This is a genomic window from Micromonospora sp. NPDC048843 (assembly GCF_040649965.1).
Lineage (GTDB): Bacteria > Actinomycetota > Actinomycetes > Mycobacteriales > Micromonosporaceae > Micromonospora > Micromonospora hortensis.
The window spans coordinates 1-17,720 of record NZ_JBEZGJ010000153.1 but is presented as its reverse complement, the minus strand read 5'-3'; the positions used below and the strand labels follow the sequence as shown (position 1 = coordinate 17,720).

18 protein-coding genes are annotated in these 17,720 nt (G+C 71.3%); 9 read left to right on the top strand and 9 right to left on the bottom strand.

The features are described 5' to 3' along the window. Window positions 1–102: 102 nt before the first annotated feature. Window positions 103–1,089 carry a pirin family protein gene (locus tag AB0C20_RS28010; RefSeq protein WP_357187366.1) on the bottom strand — a complete coding sequence of 329 codons (987 nt, stop codon included), beginning with the start codon at window positions 1,087–1,089 and terminating at the stop codon, window positions 103–105. Window positions 1,090–1,099: 10 nt separating this feature from the next. After that, window positions 1,100–1,582 carry a MarR family transcriptional regulator gene (locus AB0C20_RS28005; protein WP_091401623.1) on the bottom strand — a complete coding sequence of 161 codons (483 nt, stop codon included), beginning with the start codon at window positions 1,580–1,582 and terminating at the stop codon, window positions 1,100–1,102. A 157-nt stretch (window positions 1,583–1,739) separates the two neighbouring features. On the opposite strand from AB0C20_RS28005, the gene AB0C20_RS28000 reads away from it, so the two are divergent. Then, the gene (locus AB0C20_RS28000) at window positions 1,740–2,273 is read left to right on the top strand and encodes a GNAT family protein (protein ID WP_357187360.1); all 534 of its coding nucleotides are present in this window, start codon (window positions 1,740–1,742) and stop codon (window positions 2,271–2,273) included. Window positions 2,274–2,334: 61 nt separating this feature from the next. Here the strand turns inward: AB0C20_RS28000 and AB0C20_RS27995 are convergent, their stop codons facing one another. Beyond that, window positions 2,335–2,823, bottom strand: a complete 489-nt coding sequence (locus tag AB0C20_RS27995) for an FBP domain-containing protein (protein WP_357187357.1) — start codon at window positions 2,821–2,823, stop codon at window positions 2,335–2,337. Window positions 2,824–2,883: 60 nt separating this feature from the next. On the opposite strand from AB0C20_RS27995, the gene AB0C20_RS27990 reads away from it, so the two are divergent. The 3 genes from AB0C20_RS27990 (at window position 2,884) to AB0C20_RS27980 (ending at window position 4,488) form a co-directional block, all read left to right on the top strand. Beyond that, entirely contained in the window at window positions 2,884–3,453 is a 570-nt protein-coding gene (locus tag AB0C20_RS27990) for a WHG domain-containing protein (protein ID WP_357187354.1), read from the top strand. Window positions 3,454–3,486: 33 nt separating this feature from the next. Then, complete coding sequence (locus tag AB0C20_RS27985; RefSeq protein WP_357187352.1) at window positions 3,487–4,077, top strand: DUF1684 domain-containing protein; 591 nt, start codon at window positions 3,487–3,489, stop codon at window positions 4,075–4,077. A 93-nt stretch (window positions 4,078–4,170) separates the two neighbouring features. After that, the gene (locus tag AB0C20_RS27980) at window positions 4,171–4,488 is read left to right on the top strand and encodes a DUF6506 family protein (protein ID WP_357187350.1); all 318 of its coding nucleotides are present in this window, start codon (window positions 4,171–4,173) and stop codon (window positions 4,486–4,488) included. A gap of 53 nt (window positions 4,489–4,541) precedes the next feature. Here AB0C20_RS27980 and AB0C20_RS27975 read toward each other — a convergent pair whose 3' ends face one another. Next, window positions 4,542–5,129: a general stress protein gene (locus AB0C20_RS27975; protein ID WP_357187347.1), complete on the bottom strand. Its 588-nt coding sequence runs from the start codon at window positions 5,127–5,129 to the stop codon at window positions 4,542–4,544. 111 nt (window positions 5,130–5,240) lie between these two features. Here AB0C20_RS27975 and AB0C20_RS27970 point away from each other — a divergent pair, with 111 nt between their 5' ends. The 3 genes from AB0C20_RS27970 (at window position 5,241) to AB0C20_RS27960 (ending at window position 10,730) form a co-directional block, all read left to right on the top strand. Next, on the top strand, window positions 5,241–7,070 hold the full coding sequence (locus AB0C20_RS27970) for a glycoside hydrolase family 15 protein (protein WP_357187344.1): 1,830 nt from the start codon (window positions 5,241–5,243) through the stop codon (window positions 7,068–7,070). Window positions 7,071–7,222: 152 nt separating this feature from the next. Then, window positions 7,223–10,099 carry a ricin-type beta-trefoil lectin domain protein gene (locus AB0C20_RS27965; RefSeq protein WP_357187341.1) on the top strand — a complete coding sequence of 959 codons (2,877 nt, stop codon included), beginning with the start codon at window positions 7,223–7,225 and terminating at the stop codon, window positions 10,097–10,099. Between the two features lie 130 nt (window positions 10,100–10,229). Then, window positions 10,230–10,730 (top strand): YfcE family phosphodiesterase, encoded by a 501-nt coding sequence (locus AB0C20_RS27960; RefSeq protein ID WP_357187338.1) that lies wholly within the window; start codon window positions 10,230–10,232, stop codon window positions 10,728–10,730. A 109-nt stretch (window positions 10,731–10,839) separates the two neighbouring features. Here AB0C20_RS27960 and AB0C20_RS27955 read toward each other — a convergent pair whose 3' ends face one another. Continuing rightward, window positions 10,840–11,058, bottom strand: coding sequence for a DUF3072 domain-containing protein (locus tag AB0C20_RS27955; protein ID WP_357569077.1), 219 nt, complete (start codon window positions 11,056–11,058; stop codon window positions 10,840–10,842). Between the two features lie 104 nt (window positions 11,059–11,162). Here AB0C20_RS27955 and AB0C20_RS27950 point away from each other — a divergent pair, with 104 nt between their 5' ends. Further along, the gene (locus tag AB0C20_RS27950) at window positions 11,163–12,101 is read left to right on the top strand and encodes an FAD-dependent oxidoreductase (protein WP_357187483.1); all 939 of its coding nucleotides are present in this window, start codon (window positions 11,163–11,165) and stop codon (window positions 12,099–12,101) included. Between the two features lie 68 nt (window positions 12,102–12,169). Here AB0C20_RS27950 and AB0C20_RS27945 read toward each other — a convergent pair whose 3' ends face one another. From AB0C20_RS27945 to AB0C20_RS27935, 3 genes are all read right to left on the bottom strand, one after another. After that, entirely contained in the window at window positions 12,170–13,465 is a 1,296-nt protein-coding gene (locus AB0C20_RS27945; RefSeq protein ID WP_357187335.1) for a cation:proton antiporter, read from the bottom strand. A gap of 107 nt (window positions 13,466–13,572) precedes the next feature. Further along, window positions 13,573–14,250 carry an HAD family hydrolase gene (locus AB0C20_RS27940; RefSeq protein WP_357569076.1) on the bottom strand — a complete coding sequence of 226 codons (678 nt, stop codon included), beginning with the start codon at window positions 14,248–14,250 and terminating at the stop codon, window positions 13,573–13,575. A 25-nt stretch (window positions 14,251–14,275) separates the two neighbouring features. Further along, window positions 14,276–16,414, bottom strand: coding sequence for a SpoIIE family protein phosphatase (locus AB0C20_RS27935; RefSeq protein WP_357187329.1), 2,139 nt, complete (start codon window positions 16,412–16,414; stop codon window positions 14,276–14,278). Between the two features lie 198 nt (window positions 16,415–16,612). Here AB0C20_RS27935 and AB0C20_RS27930 point away from each other — a divergent pair, with 198 nt between their 5' ends. After that, entirely contained in the window at window positions 16,613–17,422 is an 810-nt protein-coding gene (locus AB0C20_RS27930; protein ID WP_238682919.1) for a hypothetical protein, read from the top strand. Between the two features lie 67 nt (window positions 17,423–17,489). Here AB0C20_RS27930 and AB0C20_RS27925 read toward each other — a convergent pair. Further along, on the bottom strand, window positions 17,490–17,720 hold a 231-nt coding region (locus AB0C20_RS27925; RefSeq protein WP_357569075.1), incomplete at its 5' end, for a DUF6401 family natural product biosynthesis protein.

Genomic DNA, 17,720 nt, shown 5'->3' with positions numbered 1-17,720 from the left:
ACTGCAACCCCGGCTCGTCGTACACCTCGTCGATGCCGTTCTGCGTGGCCCTCGCCGGGCTGAACCGGAGGCGTCGGCGCCGAACTCAGCGGTCGGCGGTGGTCAGGGCCGGGTGCCCTGGCCGCCGGTGTGCGGGAGCCGCTCGGTGGGGATCACGCCGAGGCGGCCGGCCTGGAAGTCCTCGAACGCCTTGAGCAGTTCGTCCCGGGTGTTCATCACGAACGGGCCGTACTGTGCCACCGGCTCCCGGATCGGCTGACCACCCATGATGTAGAGGTCCAGTGCCGGGGTGTTGCTGTCCTGCGCGGTGTCGGCGCTGAACCGCAGCGCGTCACCGGGGCCGTGCACGGCGAGCTGGCCGGTACGCACCGGCCGCCGGTCGGTGCCGACAGTGCCGCGACCGCCCAGCACGTACACCAGGGCGTTGAAGTCGGGCCGCCAGGGAAGGTCGACCTGCGCGCCCGGCTGCACCGTGACATGCGTGATGGTGATCGGGGTGAAGGTCGAACCCGGGCCGCGGTGCCCGGCGACCTCGCCGGCGATGACCCGGATCAGCGCGCCGCCGTCGGGCGTGGTGAGCAGCGCCGACTCCCGACCTCGGATGTCCTGGTAGCGGGGCGGGTTCATCTTGGCCGAGCGGGGCAGGTTGACCCACAGTTGGGTGCCGTGGAAGAGCCCGCCGCTCATCACCAGGTGCTCCGGCGGCGCCTCGATGTGCAGCAGGCCGCTGCCCGCCGTCATCCACTGGGTGTCGCCGTCGGTGATGGTGCCGCCACCGCCGTTGGAGTCCTGGTGGTCGAAGACGCCGTCGATGATGTACGTGACGGTTTCGAAGCCGCGGTGCGGGTGCCACGGGGTGCCCTTGGGCTCGCCCGGCGCGTAGTCGACCTCGCCCATCTGGTCGAGGTGGATGAACGGGTCCAGGTCGGTGGTCGCCACCCCGGCGAAGGCGCGACGGACCGGGAAGCCCTCGCCCTCGAAGCCGCTGGGCGCCGTGGTCACGGTGCGGACCGGACGGATCGTGGTGGCCTCGTCGAGCCGGGGCAGGCGGGGCAGGACGAGGACGTTGTCGACGGTGATCGCGGGCATGTCGAGGCTCCTAGCGTGAAGCGGGGGTGGTCGAGCTGACCCGCGATGCCCGCAGGCGCTCGCCGAGCCGGTCGAAGACCCGGGTGAGGCAGGCGACCTCGGCGTCGTCGAGGTCGTCCATGAGATGGGTACGCACCGACGCCAGATGGTGGGGTGCGGCTTCCCGCAGGGCGAGCAGCCCGGCGGCGGTGAGCACCGCCTCGCTGCCGCGCCGGTCGTCCGGGCAGGGCTCCTTGCTGACCAGGCCACGACGCTGCATGGAGGAGACCTGGTAGGTGAGGCGACTGGGCGAGAAGATCAACCGGCTGGCCAGCTCGCCCATCCGGAGCCGCTGCCCGGGTGCCTCGGAGAGCAGGACCAGCACGTGGTAGTCGGGGAAGCTGAGGTCGCTGTCGACCCGCAGATCCTCTTCCAACTGGGTGTAGAGACGCTGGCTGGCCTCGATGTAGGCGCGCCAGGCGGCCTCTCGGGTGCTGTCCAGGCTCTCGGTCATGTCATGGACGATAGCACTCTTTCAAAATTTAAGTAACGTCGTTGGGCGTCGCCTGGGTCACTTCCTCGTGTCCCGTGCGGCCGGATAGTGCAGCTTTGAAGGAAAGCCGCGTTAATCGGGCGGCGCGCAGGTCTTAGTTGTGCCAGACTCCGGCCTCGTGGAACACGTGGAACTCTCCGCCGCCGACTTGTTGCTGCGCCCCTGGCGGGACGAGGACGCCCCGGCGGTGCGCGACGCCCTCCGGGACCCGGCGATCGCCCAGTGGAACCCGCAGGGTGGCGACCCGATCGACGACGATGTCGCGCTGCTCTGGGTACGTCGCCGGGCCGACTGGTCCACCGGTGGCCACGCCTCGATGGCGGTCACCGCGGCGGCCGACGGCAAACTGCTCGGCTCGGTGTCGCTGCACCGCATCCACGACGGCGACGCGTCCATCGGCTATTGGACGGTGCCCGCCGCGCGGGGGCGTCAGGTGGCGGTGCGTGCCGTCGTCCGGCTCACCGACTGGGCTTTCGCGGATCTCGGGCTGCACCGGGTGGAGCTGTGTCACGCGGTGGCCAACCCGGCGTCCTGCCGGGTCGCCGACCGCGCCGGCTACCCGGCCGAGGGGACCCTGCGCGAGTCGTACCGGTACGGCGACGGCCGCCGCTACGACGAGCACCTGCACGCCCGCCTGGCCACCGACCGCTAGCCGGAGGCGGACCGGGGCCAGAACCCGCTTCGACTCCGGCCGCGCAGGTCGTGTCGAACCGTCACTCGGTGACCTTGTGGAGGAAGGTCGCCAGGGCGGTCCTGACGCGGTCGATCCGCTCCGGCAGGGGCAGCGGCTCGGGCGCGGGGGGCCCGGCGTGCTTCTTTCCCCGCAGATACAGCGAGCAGGCCAGGTCGGAGCACAGGTACGTCCCCACGGAGTCGCCCTGCCGTCCGCTCGGACCGGCCTTGGGGGCGGTCATCAACGAGACGCCACCGCCGAGGTGGGTGGTCAGGCAGAACGAGCACATGCTGTGTCGCACGCGCCCCATCTGGTGCGTCGCGGCCCGCAGCACCACCCCGGCCAGCTTGCCGTCGGTCTCGGCGACCAGGTAGGCCCGCTGCGGCGCGGAGGGATCCCGCCAGCCGAGGAAGTCGAGGTCGTCCCACTGACGCATTTCAAGATCGTTCGGTACGGCCAGCCGCTTCGCCTCGCCCTTGCTGCAATTGACGAAGGACGCGCGGATGACGGATTCGGTAAGGGCCAACATAGGTAGTAGCCTAGCCCTCCTAGGCAAGCGATTATTACGGCTAGGTTTGGAGTGTGCTGCATGGCACGTGCCGGGGTGACAGTCGAGCGCCTGACACTGGCGGCGGCCGAGCTGGCCGACGAGGTGGGCGTGGAGAACGTCACTGTCGCCGCGCTCGCACGCCAGTTCGGGGTCAAGGACGCCAGCCTGTACTTCCACCTCAAGAACGCGCAGGAACTGCGGGTCAGGATCGCCCTGCTGGCACTGGCGGAGCTGGCCGACAGGGTCGCCGCCGCGCTCGCCGGCCGGGCCGGCAAGGATGCGCTGGTGGCGTTCGCCAACGCGTACCGCGACTACGCGCAAGAGCACCCGGGTCGCTACGCGGCAATGCAGATCGACCTGGACCCGGAGACCGCCGCCGCGAGCGCGGGCGTCCGGCACGCCGAGATGACCCGGGCGATCCTGCGCGGCTATCGGCTCTCCGAACCCGACCAGACCGACGCGGTGCGGATGATGCACAGCACGTTCCACGGGTTCGTGAGCCTGGAGAAGACCGGCAGCTTCCGGCACACCCCGCGCCCCACCGACGACTCCTGGTCGCGCACCCTGGACGCCCTCGACGCCGTCCTCACCAACTGGCCGTCGCGCTGAGCCACCGGAGAGCCGAGGCATAGGCTCGGTGGCGTGGATGATCTGGAGTTGGCCGACTGGCGGGAGCGCGTGGCCCGGCTGTACCTGTCCGACGTCGACCTGGAAGGCTTCCGCGCCGGCCGCGACGAACTCTTCGCCACCCACCCGCAGAGCCCGATCCCCGTGGCGGAGCGACAGGACTTCACCGGGGTGCGCTACTTCCCGCCCAATCCCGAGGCCGTGGTCGAGGCGTCCCTGCGACCGGCCAGCGGCGAGCTGCGCATCGACACCGGCGGCCCGGACGGGGTGATCGCGTACCGGCGGGTGGCGGTTGCCGAGACGCAGTGGGGGCCGCTGACCATGTGGTGGATCGAGGCGTACGGGGGTGGGCTGTTCGTTCCGCTGCGCGACGGCACCTGCGGGCGGGAGAGCTACGGCGGAGGCCGGTACCTCACCGACACGGTGAAGGGCACCTTCGGCCGGGGCGTCGAGCTACTGCCCGGCGACCGGGTCCGGCTGGACGCCAACTACCTCTACAACCCGAGCTGCGCGTACGACGACCGCTGGGCCTGCCCGCTGGCACCACCGGAAAACCGGGTCGAGGTCGACATCCGCGCCGGCGAGCTGACGTACCCGACCTACTGATCGGCTCGATCCCCGTGGCGTCGCGCGGGTTGACCTCAAGTCGCGTTCAACGCCTACTGTCGACGTCATCGATCCGTGCGGGGGAGTGGTCTGATGACGGTCAGCTGGGCGTACATCTATGAGCACCCGGGCAGCGACCCCGTTGCCGACCGGGTCGTGCTGGACCGCGACGGCCAACGCACCTACCTCGTGCCCGTGCCGGACCCGGTGCTGGCCCCCGCCGTGGCCGTGGACCTGCTGGCCGAGGGGGTCGCGCTGATCGAGCTGTGCGGCGGTTTCGCGCTGGCGGCGGCGGCACGGGTGGCCGAGGCCGTCGGCGGGCGTGTGCCGGTCGGGCACGTCACATTCGCCGTGGACTCGGTGCGCGGCGCCACGCGGTACGGCGAACTGTTCGAGGCTCAGCCCGACTGAACGAACGAATCGGCCGCCCCGGCGTGCAGCCGGGACGGCCGGTCGATCGTCGCTCAGCGGGCGTTCGCCGCCGAGCTGGACATCTGCATCCGACCGAGTAGCTGTCGCGCCTGGTCGGCGAGCTGCGCGTCGACAGTCACCGCGTACTGCCCGGCGCGCAGTGAGCTGGCCGAGGTGAAGTCGCGCTGGCCGCCCGTCATGGCGTGCGCGACAGCGCCGAACACGGCACCCCAGATCGCACCGATGACCAGCCCGACCAGGATCACCGCCAGCCAGTTGCCGACGGTGAAGATGCCGAACAACAGGCCGATGAAGAGGCCGAACCAGGCCCCGGTGCCGGCGCCGAGCAGACCGGCTCGGCCGGTGGTCATTCGCCCCAGCACCGTCTCCACCAACGTGAGGTTGGTGCCGACGATGGCGCTGTGCTCCACCGGAAAGCGGTTGTCGGCCAGGTAGTCGACGACCCGCTGCGCGGTCGGATAGTCCGGGTACGAGCCGATCGTCACGGTCGGCGGGCCGGCCTCCGGCCCGTGGCCGTCCCCGGCCGGTGTCGACAGGCGGCCGGCCGGCCCGGATGGAAGCAGGTCGCCACCCTGTGTGCCGGACCGCCAGGCGGCGGTCGGCCCCGAAGCTGACGTCATGAGCATCCTCCCTCGTCAGCTCGCCGGGTTCCCGTCCAGGCCGACCGGTAACGCGGTCTCCACCATCGGGCAGGAGGGGAATGGGCACGGACTGCCCGGGTAGGCAGTCAGGTGGAGAGCGGACAGATCAGCGACTACGGTTTCCTCGCCGACGGCCGCAGCGCGGCGCTGGTGGACGCCTCGGGCTCGGTGAACTGGTGGTGCCCTGGCCGGTACGACGCCCCGTCGGTGTTCGGGCGGCTGCTCGACGACAACGCCGGGCACTGGTCGATCCAGCCCGAGGGCGACTACCAGGTCGAACGCTCCTACCTCGAGGACACGCTGGTGCTGCGGACGGTCTTCCGCACCGCGCGGGGAGAGGTCGCGCTGACCGACGCGCTCGCCTTCGAGCCCGGCTCACGCAGTCACGACATCGGCCTGCACTCGCCGCAGGTGCTGGTCCGTTCGGTGGAGGGGTTGTCCGGTTCGGTGCCGATGCGGGTGCACTACCGGCCGCGTTTCGAGTACGGCCGGACCATCGCGTACCTGATCGAGCGGGAGGACATGCTGGAGGCCATCGCCGGGGCAGCCCGACTCACCCTGCGCTGCAGCGAGCGGTTGATCGCCGGGGACGGCGAGGCCACCGGGACGTTCACCGCCCGCGCCGGCACGAACCACAACTTCACACTCGGGTACGCCCCGACCTACGACGCCCCGCTGCCCGAGGTGCCGGACGCCGACCAGACCATCGCCGACACCGTCGCCGGCTGGCGCTCCTGGTCGGCCGATCACCCCTACGACGGGCTCTACCCCGAGCAGGTGCGGCGCAGCCGGCTGGTGGTGCAGGGCATGACGTACCGGCCCAGTGGAGCGGTGGTGGCCTCGGTGACCACCTCGCTGCCGGAGAAACTCGGCGGGGACCGCAACTACGACTACCGCTATGTCTGGGTGCGCGACTTCAGCCTGACCCTGCGGGCGCTCTGGCGGACGGCGTGCCTGGACGAGGTGCAGCGGCAGTTCGCCTGGTTGGGTCGGGCGATGGGCCGCATCGACGACAAGCCGGTGCCCATCATGTACGGGGTGCTGGGGGAGCGGGACCTCACCGAGCACCGCCTGGAACAGCTCGGCGGCTACCGCGACAGCCCACCCGTGGTGATCGGCAACGACGCGTGGCAGCAGCGGCAGACCGACATCTTCGGCGAGGCGATGGATGCCGCCTGGTTGATGCGCGACAAGCTGGAGCCGCTGGGCCCGGAGGTGCAGCACGTGCTCCGGGTGCTCGCCGACCAGGCCGAGCGGGACTGGCCGTTGCCCGACGCGGGCATGTGGGAGGAGCGCGGCGCCCAGCACCACCACGTGTCCTCGAAGGTGCAGTGCTGGGTCGCCCTCGATCGGGCGGTCCGCTTCGGTGACAAGCTCGGCGAGCCGCAGGACGTGGCCCGCTGGGCGGCCGCCCGCGACGCGGTGCGCGCGGAGGTGCTCGAGCGGGGCTGGAATGAGCGGCTCCAGTCGTACACCGGGAGTTTCGAGTCCGACGATCTGGACGCCTCGGTGTTGGTGATGCCGCTGGTCGGCTTCCTGCGGGCCGACGATCCGCGGATGCGCGCGACGATCCGCGCGGTGGAGCAGCGGCTCTCCCACGACGGCCTGCTGCGGCGCTGGGACGGCGACCCAGCGGGGTTTCTCATCTGCTCGTTCTGGTTGGTGTGTTGCCTGGCGCTGGCCGGTGAGCGGGACCGGGCGCACGAGTTGTTCCGGGGGCTGGCGGAGCGGGTCAACGACCTCGGCCTGTTCGCCGAGCAGATCGACCCGCTGACCGGGGAGCAGCTGGGCAACTTCCCCCAGGCGTTCTCCCACATCGGCCTGATCAACGCCGCCGGTGTGCTGACCGACGTCGAGCGGGACCCGACGCTGCGGCAGTCTGGAATGCCGCCGGCGTACCTGTCTCCGGTGCGCCAGTGAGCCGGACTTTCGCGGAGATCGTGACAACTTTCTATCTGGTGACGCGAAGTTCTATCGCTTTCCAGTGAAAGGCGTTAATGTCCGGGACACCCTGCGGTGCTCCTCCAGTCGGCGGGAGCGGCACCGAGATCCCCCGGACAGCTGGAGGTCTCGTGTCCCGCACACCGCGCCGACGTCTCGTCAGCGCCACCACAGTGCTCACCGTCCTGGTCACCCTTTGCCTCGTTCCGCAGGCGAGCGTTCCACCGGCCGCCGCGTCCCCGGTCCAGGCCGCCGCCCTCGCGCCGCCCGCCACCATCGGTTTCGAGAAGGTCGCCCTCGACGGCGGCCTCTCCATGGGCGAACCGATCGAACTGGCCGTCGCACCCGACGGCAAGGTCTTCTACATCAACCGGGGCACCAGTGCCGCCGGTGGCCAGGTCCGCCTCTACAACCCGGCGACCAGCTCCACCACCGTGGCCCTGACCCTGCCGCTGGACGCCCGCTTCGAGGACGGCCTGATCGGCATCACGCTGCACCCGAGCTTCGCGAGTAACCGCTGGGTCTACCTCTTCTACTCGCCGAAGGTCACCCCACTGGTCAACCGGATCAGTCGGTTCACCTTCAACCCGTCCACGTTGCTGCTCGACGCGGGCAGCGAGGACGTGCTGATCGAGTGGCCCACCGAACGCGATCTCTGCTGCCACTCGGCCGGCTCGATGAGCTGGGACACCGCCGGCAACCTGTACTTCGCCGTCGGCGACAACACCAACTCCGGCGGTGACTCCGCCGGGATGGCCCCGATCGACGAGCGGACGAGCCGCAACGCGCAGTACGACGCCCAGCGCACATCCGGCAACACCAACGACCTGCGCGGCAAGATCAACCGGATCCACCCGGAGAACGACGGCAGCTACACCGTCCCCGCCGGCAACCTCTTCGCCGCCGGCACGGCGCGAACACGCCCGGAGATCTACGTGATGGGCGTGCGCAACCCGTACCGGATCTGGGTGGACCGCAAGGCCAACAACACCCTCTACTGGGGTGAGGTCGGCCCGGATGCCGGCACCGACCTCGCCAACCGTGGCCCGGCGGCCTACGACGAGTTCAACAGGGCCAACGGGCCCGGCAACTACGGCTGGCCGTACTGTGGCGGCCCCAACGTCGCCTACAACGACTGGGACTTCGCCACCGCCACCCCGCGTGGCTGGTTCCCCTGCGGCGGCTCGACCGGCCCGGTCAACAACTCACCCCGCAACACCGGCGTCCAGCAGCTTCCGCCGACGAAACCGGCACTGGTCTGGGAGCAGCACGGCGGCAGTGAGGACTGGCCGGCGCTGGACAACCCGGGTGGGTGCGGGTCGCCCAACCACGTCGAGGTCTACCACTACGACCCGAACCTCGTCTCGGACGTGAAGTGGCCGGCCTACTACGACAACAAGTGGCTGATCTCCGAGTACTGCCGCAACTGGATCAAGGAGGTCCAGTTCGACAACGGCAACCCGTCCACCGGGGCGCCGACAGTCATCGAGCCGGTGCTCGCCGGCATGAAACTCGTCCACCCCATCGACTGGCAGTTCGGCCCGGACGGCTCGCTCTACCTGCTGGAGTACGGCAGCGGCTACTTCTCCGGCGCTGTCGACGCCGGTCTCTACAAAATCAACTATGTCCAGGGTGGTCGGTCGCCGGAGGCCAAGGCCACAGTCAACCGGGACAACGGCCTGGCCCCCCTCTCGGTCACCTTCTCCAGCGCCGGCAGCTCGGACCCGGACGGCGACCCGCTGACGTACGCGTGGGACTTCACAAACAACGGCAGCACCGACTCGACCGCCGCGAACCCGACCTTCACGTACTCCGCCAACGGCAGCTACAGCGCCCGGCTCACAGTCAACGACGGCACCGGCCGCAGCGCCACCACAGTGGTGTCGGTGGTGGTCGGCAACAACCGGCCGACCGTCACGTTGACCGGCCTGCCCGCCGGCGGGCTCTTCGACTGGGGGCAGGACCTGGCGGTGGGCGCCACGGCCAGTGACCCGCAGGACGGCACGCCGGCCTGCTCGGCGGTCGTCGTCCGGGCCGCGCTGGGCCACCAGGAGCATGCCCACGAGGAGGGGGAGGGGACCGGCTGCGGCGCGACCTTCAACACCGGCCCGGTGCACGCCGGCCCCGACTCGGTGCTGTTCTTCGTCCTGCGGGGCAGCTACACCGATCGCGGCGCGACCGGCTCGGCCGCGCTCACCGGTGAGCAGGAGATCCTTCTCTACCCGAAACAGTGGCAGGCCGAGCACTTCGTCCAGCTCAACGGCCCCAAGGTGATCGACCAGGCGGCGGCCGAGGGCGGCAAGCGGCTTGGTGACGTCCAAAACGGCGAGAGCGTCCGGCACCACGCGGTGAGCCTCAAGGGGATCACCGGCGTCCGGGCCCGGGTCTCCTCCGGTGGCCCCGGCGGCACCCTCTCCTTCCGGTACGACTCACCGACCGGCACCGAGGTCGCCCGGATCGCGGTGCCGAACACCGGCGGCTGGGACAACTACACCGAGCTGAGCGCCACGGTGACCAAGCCCGACGACGGCACCCATGACCTGTACCTGGTCGTCACCGGCGGCAGCGGGGCGTTGCTGGACGTGGACAGCTACACCTTCACCGGCCCGGGCGTCGGCACCGGCGGGGCGCGCACCGGTGAGGTCAAGGCCCTCGGCAAGTGCGCGGACATCGCCTCCAGCCAGACCGCGAACGGCACCAAGGTGCAGACCTGGACCTGCAACGGCACCGCCGCCCAGCGTTGGACCCTGCCCGGCGACGGTACGGTGCGGGGGCTCGCCAAGTGCCTGGACGTGAAGGCGAGCGGCCTCACCGACGGCACCCTCGTGCAGCTCTACGACTGCAACGGCAGTGGGGCCCAGCAGTGGGCCGCCCAGTCGGACGGCAGCCTGCGCAACCCCCAGTCCGGGCGCTGCCTGGACATCCCCAACTCGGACCTCACCGACGGTCGGCAACTGCGGATCTGGACCTGCAACGGCACCGGGGCGCAACGCTGGACCCTGCCGTGACCGCCCCCTGACCGGCTCGGCACCCGTACCCGAGCGTCGGTGACGCACGGGGCCGGGCGGCGGAGGCGGAGCCCGGCCGTCCACCCACGTCCCCCGGGTGGGCGGCCGGGACTCGGGGCACAATGCCGGTATGCGGCTGGTGCTCACGGCGGACACACACGTACCGAAGCGGGCCCGGGACCTACCCGGGCCCCTCTGGGCTGCCATCGAGGCGGCCGACGTGGTGGTGCACGCCGGCGACTGGGTGGACGAGGCCCTGCTCGACGCCATGACCGCGCGTTCACGCCGGCTGATCGGGGTGTACGGCAACAACGACGGCCCGGCGCTGCGCTCCCGGCTGCCGGAGGTGGCCCGGGTCGAGCTCGACGGCCTGCGGATGGCGGTGGTGCACGAGACCGGTCAACGGACCGGCCGGGAGAAGCGGTGCGCGGCCCGCTTTCCAGACGCCGACCTGCTGGTGTTCGGGCATTCGCACATCCCCTGGGACACCGAGGCGCCCGGTGGGCTGCGCCTGCTCAACCCCGGCTCACCCACCGACCGCCGCTCCCAACCCCACGCCACCTACCTCACCGCCCAGGTGCACGCCGCCACCCTCACCAAGGTCCACCTGCACCACCTACCCCGCACCTAATCCCGCTCGCCCCCAGCCCGCGATCTTGCACGTACTGTCGGTGATTTGCGCCTTGTGGTTCCGTTTGTCGCAACAGAAAGTGCAAGATCGCGGGCGAAGGGGTCGGGTTCTACTGGCCTCGGCCCGTTTTGGCCTGGAGTTCGTCGATGCGCTTGGACGCCTCGGCCTTGGTCAGGTCGTCCGGGAGGTCGGCATGGGCCTCCCGGGCCAGTGTGCTCAGGTAGGACTCCTGGGCGGCGGTCGGCGGCTCGTCCCCGGTGACCCACTCGTCCGGGTCCTTGATCGCTGTGTTCTCGTCAGCCTGCTCGGTGCGGCGCTCCGTCATCATCATCACCCTTTCTTTCGAACAGGTGTGCCAGTACCCCGATCGTCGGTGGTTCATGCCCGCACGCCGCCACCTACGATCATCTGATGACGGAGGACCAGTCGAGCGTGGTGGTGGTCGGGGCGGGTATCGCCGGAATGGCCTGTGCGGTCGAGTTGACCCGGGCCGGGGTGCCGGTGCAGGTTCGGGAGCGGGGGCACGTCTGCGGTGGCCGGATGGCCAGCAAACGCTTCCAGGGCCGGCCCGCGGACATCGGCGCCGCCTACTTCACCGCCACCGACCCCGACTTTGCCGCACTGGTCGAGCAGTGGCGCGCCGCCGGACTGGTCCGCGAATGGACCGACACCTTCCAGTCGTACGACAGGAGTGGCACCCACGAGGTGCCCGGGCCGATGCGCTTCGCCGCCCCCCGTGGGCTGCGCTCGTTGGTCGAGCACCTGACCGGCACGGTACCGGTGACCGTCGACCGGCTGGTGCTCACTGTGGAACCCGGCCCGGTCGTCGACGGGCAGTCGTTTGCGGCGGTCGCCCTGGCCATGCCGGGTCCGCAAGCCGCCCTGCTGCTCGATCCGGCCCTGACCGACGCCACCCGGGTCGTGCAGGAGCAACGCTGGTCGCCGTCGCTGGCCGCGGTGCTGCGCTTCCCGACCCGGCGCTGGCCGGACTTCCGCGGCGCGTTCGTCAACGAGCACCCGATCCTCAACCTCGTCTGCGACGACGGCGACCGGCGCGGTGACGGCGCGCCGGTGCTGGTAGCGCACACCGTGCCGGAGTTCGCGGCCGGGCACCTGGCCCAACCCACCGGGGCCGGCCTCGCGATCGAGCAGGCCGTCCGGGACCTGCTCGGGCTGCCCGAGCAGGCCGTCGACGTGCACGTGCACCGCTGGACGTACGCGAAGCCGACCACCGACGCCGGCGGCGCCACCCACCACCTCGACGCCGACGGGATCGGCCTGGCCGGCGACGCGTTCGGCAAGCCCCGGGTGCAGAGCGCCTGGCGCTCCGGCCGGGATCTGGGCCGTGCGTTGGCCGCCCGCCTGGCCTGAGTCACCCGCCCAGGCGTGCCCGGCTGGGCTGAGCCACCGCTTGGGCCCGCCCGGCCCGGGCCACTCGGTCAGGCGTGCCCGGCTGCCGCTACGGGGCGAGCGTCGGCGTCCCGCTCGGCCGGGTCGGAGGTCCGCTCTCCCTCCCGGTCCAGCAGTTGCATGACCGGGGTCGCCGTGATGCCGTGCACCACGACGGAGACGAGCACCACCAGCCCGACGGTCGCCCAGAGCAGCTCGGCCTGTGGGAAGTCGGCCTTGGTGGTGGCGTACGCGAGGTAGTAGAACGAACCGACGCCGCGGATGCCGAACAGCGAGATGACCCAGTGCTCGGCCGGGCGCCCGGGAGCGCCGCGCAACGACAACCAGCCGATCAGCGGCCGCACCAGGAACACCAGCGCCAGCCCGACGGCGGCCGCCGGCCAGGTCAGCGGGCCCAGCAGACCACCCACTATCGCGCCGCCGAGCAGCAGCAACAGCACCAGGGTGAGCAGCCGTTCGACCTGCTCGGCGAAGTCGTGCAACACCGAGTGGAACTCGTGGGTCCGCTCGGCGGCCCGAATGGCCCGGGCGGCCACGAACACCGCCAGGAAGCCGTACCCGCCAACCACCTCCACCAGCCCGTACGCCAGGAACGTCGCGGCCAGCGCCAGGAAGCCCTCGGCGTGCCGGGCCAGCCGCAGCTCGCTGGGCGCGCGGAAGAACAGCTTGCCGAGCAGCCAGCCGATGAGCAGGCCACCGCCGACGCCGATGCTGATCTTCCAGAGCACGTCCACCGTGAACCACTCGGCCAACCAGTCGCCCGGGGCGAGGCTGGTCGAGGCGATGGCGATGGCCGCGTAGACGAACGGAAACGCCAGCCCGTCGTTGAGGCCGGCCTCGGAGGTCAACGCGAAGCGGACCTCGTCCTCGGAATCCTCCACGTCGGTGGGCTCGCCGACCTGCACGTCGGCGGCGAGCACCGGGTCGGTGGGTGCCAGCGCGGCGCCCAGCAGCAGCGCGGCGGCCGGCACCAGCCCCGCCCACCACCAGCCGAGCAGCGCCACCGCCGCGATGCACAGGGGCATCGCGATCGCCAGCAGCCGCCAGGTGGACGACCACCGCCGCCAACTCAACGGTCGGTCGATCTTCAGCCCGGCGCCCATCAGCGCGACGATCACCCCGATCTCGGTGAGGTGGGTGGTCAGCTCCGGGTGGGCCAGGGGGTCCGGTGACGGCAGTCCGACCGGCAGCAGGAACACCAGCATGCCGAGGGCGAGAAAGGCGATCGGCATGGACAGCGGGCGCTGCTCCAGCACCCGCGGCAGGATGCCCGCGAGCAGAGCGCCCAGGCCCACCAGCGCGAACGCCACATCTACCGGCTCCACGGCACCACCTTTCCGCCCGCACCCGCGAGGTGCGGGCAGGTGGTGACAGTCCTTGCCCCGCAAGGGCTCCGGCTATGCGCGTCAGTGCCGGTGGACCCGAGTGATCCTCACCGGGGCCGGGCGAGCGGCGAGTCCGCCAACTCGTGCAACAGCGCGGCCGGGTCGTCGTACACCGCCACGGCACCCGCGCCGGCGAGCTCGCCGCGGCTGGTGCCACCGCAGGTCAGGCCCACACACGGAATGTTCAGCTTCCCGGCCGCGGCGACGTCCCACACCGAGTCACCGACGAAGACCACCCGCTCGGCGGCCAACCCGGACTGCTCCAACGCGGCGATGAGGATGTCCGGGGCCGGCTTGCTCTGCTGGGCGTCCGCCGAGGAGGTGACAGTGTCGATCACGTCGTCGGCGGCCAGCGCCCGACGAAGCGCGCCCACCTCGGGTTCCGAGGCGGAGGTGGCCAGCACGACCCGCAACCCCCGCTCGGCGCAGGCCCGCAACAGGTCAGCCGCCCGGGGTAGCGGCGTGAGCCGTTCCCAGTACTCGGCGTAGAGGGTGTCGTGCGCGTCGCGCAGCTTCGAGTCGGCGTCGCGGTCCCGCTCCGGGCCGAGGAGATGATCCAGGAGCTTGTCCGAACCCATCCCGATCGAACGGTGCACCACTGCCATCGGCACCGGCTGATCGGTCTGGCGTAACGCCTCCCACCAGCTCACCGTGTGCAGGTAGGTGGTGTCCACCAGGGTGCCGTCCACATCGAAGAGGACCCCGGCGGGCCGGTCGGTGGCCATTGGCGTCCTCCTACCCTCGGGCGGTTCAGGGATGCGCGGCCGGCGGCGTGAGGATCTCGAACCAGACCGTGGAGCCCCGGACCGACGGGTCGGTGCCCCAGGCGTCGCTGAGCTCCTCGATCAGGCCGAGGCCGCGCCCGCGACTGCTCAACGTGTCGGTACGGGCCCGGGTCACGGTGCCTCGGGTGCCGGAATCCGCTACCGAGACGAGCAGGCGCTCGGCGCTGAGGTCGATCTCCACCCGGGCGGCCGTGCCGGCGTGCAGCAACGCGTTGGTGGTCAGCTCGCTGGTGCAGAGCACCGCCGCCCCGATCACCGACTCGGGCACCTGCCACTCGGTGAGCTGGCCGGTCAGCCAGTGCCGGACCCGGCTGGGCGCTGTCGGCTCGGCGGGCACCTCCATACTCGCCGAACGACTCGGTTTGAGCGCGTGCTCGACCGCCAGCACTGCCACGTCGTCCTCGGTGCCGCCCGGGACCGCCGCGGTGGCCACCGCACAGAGCGCGCGGGGGTCACCGCTGCCGGCCTTGGCGATGGCGTCGCTCAGGGTGGCCAGCCCGGCGCTCAGGCTCTGCCGGCGACGCTCCACCACCCCGTCACTGAACAGCAGCAGGGTGTCGCCGGGGCGGAACGCGACAGTAGTGGTGCCCGGCCGGCCGCCCAACCCCAGCGGCGGCCCGGCCGGGACGTCGACGTACTCGGCGTGAAACCGACCATCCGGGTCACCGCGGCGAATCAACGGCGCGGGGTGACCGGCGCTGGACAGGATCAGCTCGCGCCGCTCCGCGTCGATCACCCCGAACGCCACAGTGACGAACAGCTCGTGGGTGCCGGCCTCCGCGCCGAGGCTGGTCACCAGCCGGTCCAGGCCGGCCAGGACCGCGTCGGGCGTCGGGTCGGCGAGGGCCAGAGCGCGCAACGCGGCCCGGACCTGCCCCATCCGCGCGGCGGCCTGCACGTCGTGCCCGGCGACGTCGCCCAGCACCACGCCGAGTGAACCGTTGGGCAGCAGGAACGCGTCGTAGAAGTCACCGCCGGCCGCGTTGCCGTCCACGCCCGGGTCGTAGCGGGCCGCGATCCGCAGCCGGGGCAGATCCGGCAGGTGCTCCGGCAACATGCTGCGCTGCAACAGTTGGGCGGTGCCGTGCTGCGTCTCGAACCGGCGGGCCCGCTCTGCGGCCTGGCCGATCAGCTCGGCCGAGGCGGCCAGCAGCGCCCGCTCGGCGGGGGACCAGCTGTGCGGAACCTGGTAGCCGACCGCCAGCCCGCCGCGGACCACCGAGGTGCCCAGCGGCAGTGCCGCCATCGCGCGGACCTTCTGGTCGTGGCGGTCCACGGCGGTCTCCCGCAGCGGCTGCCCGTCGCGGGTGAACGACGGGGCGCCCGAGTGGGCCGCCTGCACCACCGGGGCCGACCAGTCCGCAGGCGCGCGCCGCCAGAGCGGGGGAAGCCGCTCGTCGGCCTCGTCCAACAACTCGCCACGGACCCGACGCACCATGCGCCAGCCGCCGCCGCCCTCGTCGACAGCGAACGAGGCCTGGTCGGGGTCGAACGTGGTGATCGCGTACCGCAGCGCCACCCGGGCCACGTCGTCGAGGGTGAGGGTGCCGGCGAGCGCCGCGGCCACCTCGCTGAGGCTCTGCAACTGCTCGGTGACGTGGGTGGTCTCGGCCGCGACCGTCAACACGCCGACGATCTGCCCGGCGCTGTCGCGCACCGGTGAGTACCCCCGGGTGAAGACCGCCTGCTCCACCGTCGCGGAGTGCCCACGAACCAGCGGCAGGGTGGACTCCTTCTCCAGGAAGGGCTCGCCCTGCCGGTAGCAGCGCTCGATCACCGCACCGACGCCGGGCAGCGCCCAGATCTCCGCGAACACCTCGGCGGCCGGACGGCCGAGGGCGCTCGGGTGCTTGGTGCCCAGCAGCTCGGCGTAGCCGGCGTTGTAGAGCAGGACGAGGTCGTCGCCGTACGCCAGGGCCATCGGCATCGGCGAGGCGAGGACCAGCTCCACCACGGCCTGGAGGGCGACGTCCCAGTCGTCGGTCGGGCCCAGCGGGGTGTTGGCCCAGTCGTGGGCGAGCACGCCGACGGCCGGGCCGGACCCGGTGGGTGCGCCCGGGCCCGGAGTTGCTGGCGTGGGGACCCGCCCGACCGTTCCTGGCATGTTCGCAGCCTAGTCGGCCGACCGGAAAAGGCATCCGACCATGGCGGCGGGCCGCCGCCGAGTCCGAAGCGGTGGCCATTCGGGCAGTTCAGGGCCCCTGTCCGGAGGTCTGTCGGGAAAAACGCCGCGCGCTGCGCGGAGTGCCGGACCGGTTGCCGGGTATGCGCCCGGCGCAGTCCATGCGACAGGAGGGACATCATGCTGAAAACCCTCGCGGTCCGGCAGGCCGACATCGGCGATGCCATCGCCGACACCTGGAGGTCGGTGCTGCTCTTCATCCCGAAGGCAGTGGCCTTCATCGTCATCCTCGTGGTCGGCTGGCTCATCGCCAGAGCCGTCCTCAAGATCGTGGATACGGTGCTGGAAAGGGTGCGCTTCGACCAGGCGGTCGAACGCGGTGGCATCAAACGGGCCCTGGAGAGAACGAAGTACGACGCCAGCGACATTCTGGCCAGACTGGCGTACTACGCCGTACTGCTGTTCACGCTGCAGTTCGCCTTCGGAGTCTGGGGACCCAACGCGATCAGTGACCTGATCAGCGGCGTGGTGGCCTGGCTGCCGCGCGCGTTCATCGCGATCGTCATCGTGGTGGTGGCGGCCGCGATCGCCAACGCTGTCCGGGATCTGGTCACCGGGGCGCTGGGAGGGCTCTCGTACGGCAAGGTCCTGGCCGACCTGACGGCGATCTTCATCATCGCGCTCGGTGTGATCGCCGCCCTGAACCAGGTGGGTATCGCCACCACGGTGACCACTCCAGTGCTGATCGCGGTGCTCGCCACGGTGGCCGGCATCCTGATCGTCGGCGTCGGCGGTGGTCTCGTGAAGCCGATGCAGAACCGCTGGGACGGCTGGTTGCAGCGGGCGGCCCAGGAGGCTCGGGCGGTGCAGCAGCAACGTCAGGCCGCGTCGGCCGGGCGTAGCGACGTGGAGCGGCAGATGGCCGACCGCGGGGGTGACCGCACCCAGGCCATGCCTCGGGTGGACGAAGCCCAGCAGTACCGCTCGTAGCGGGCGAAACGGCACGACGGGTGGGAGGGTGTTCCGCGTACGACGCGGGGCGCCCTCCCCTCGCGCGTCAGTGCCGGTCGAGTGCGCGAGCCAGCGCACAGACCGCGACCAGCCGGGTGAGCAGCCACTCCGGCTGGCTCCAGTCCACCGGCCCGCTGGGCGGCGTCCACCCGTGCTCCAGCGCGGCGGCGCGGACCCCCTCGGCGTAGCCGGCGAGCGCCGCTGAGGTCAGCGGCGTGTTGTCGCCGTCGAGGCTGTCCCGGACGGCCGCCGCGTGCTGGTCGACGAGGGCCAGCAG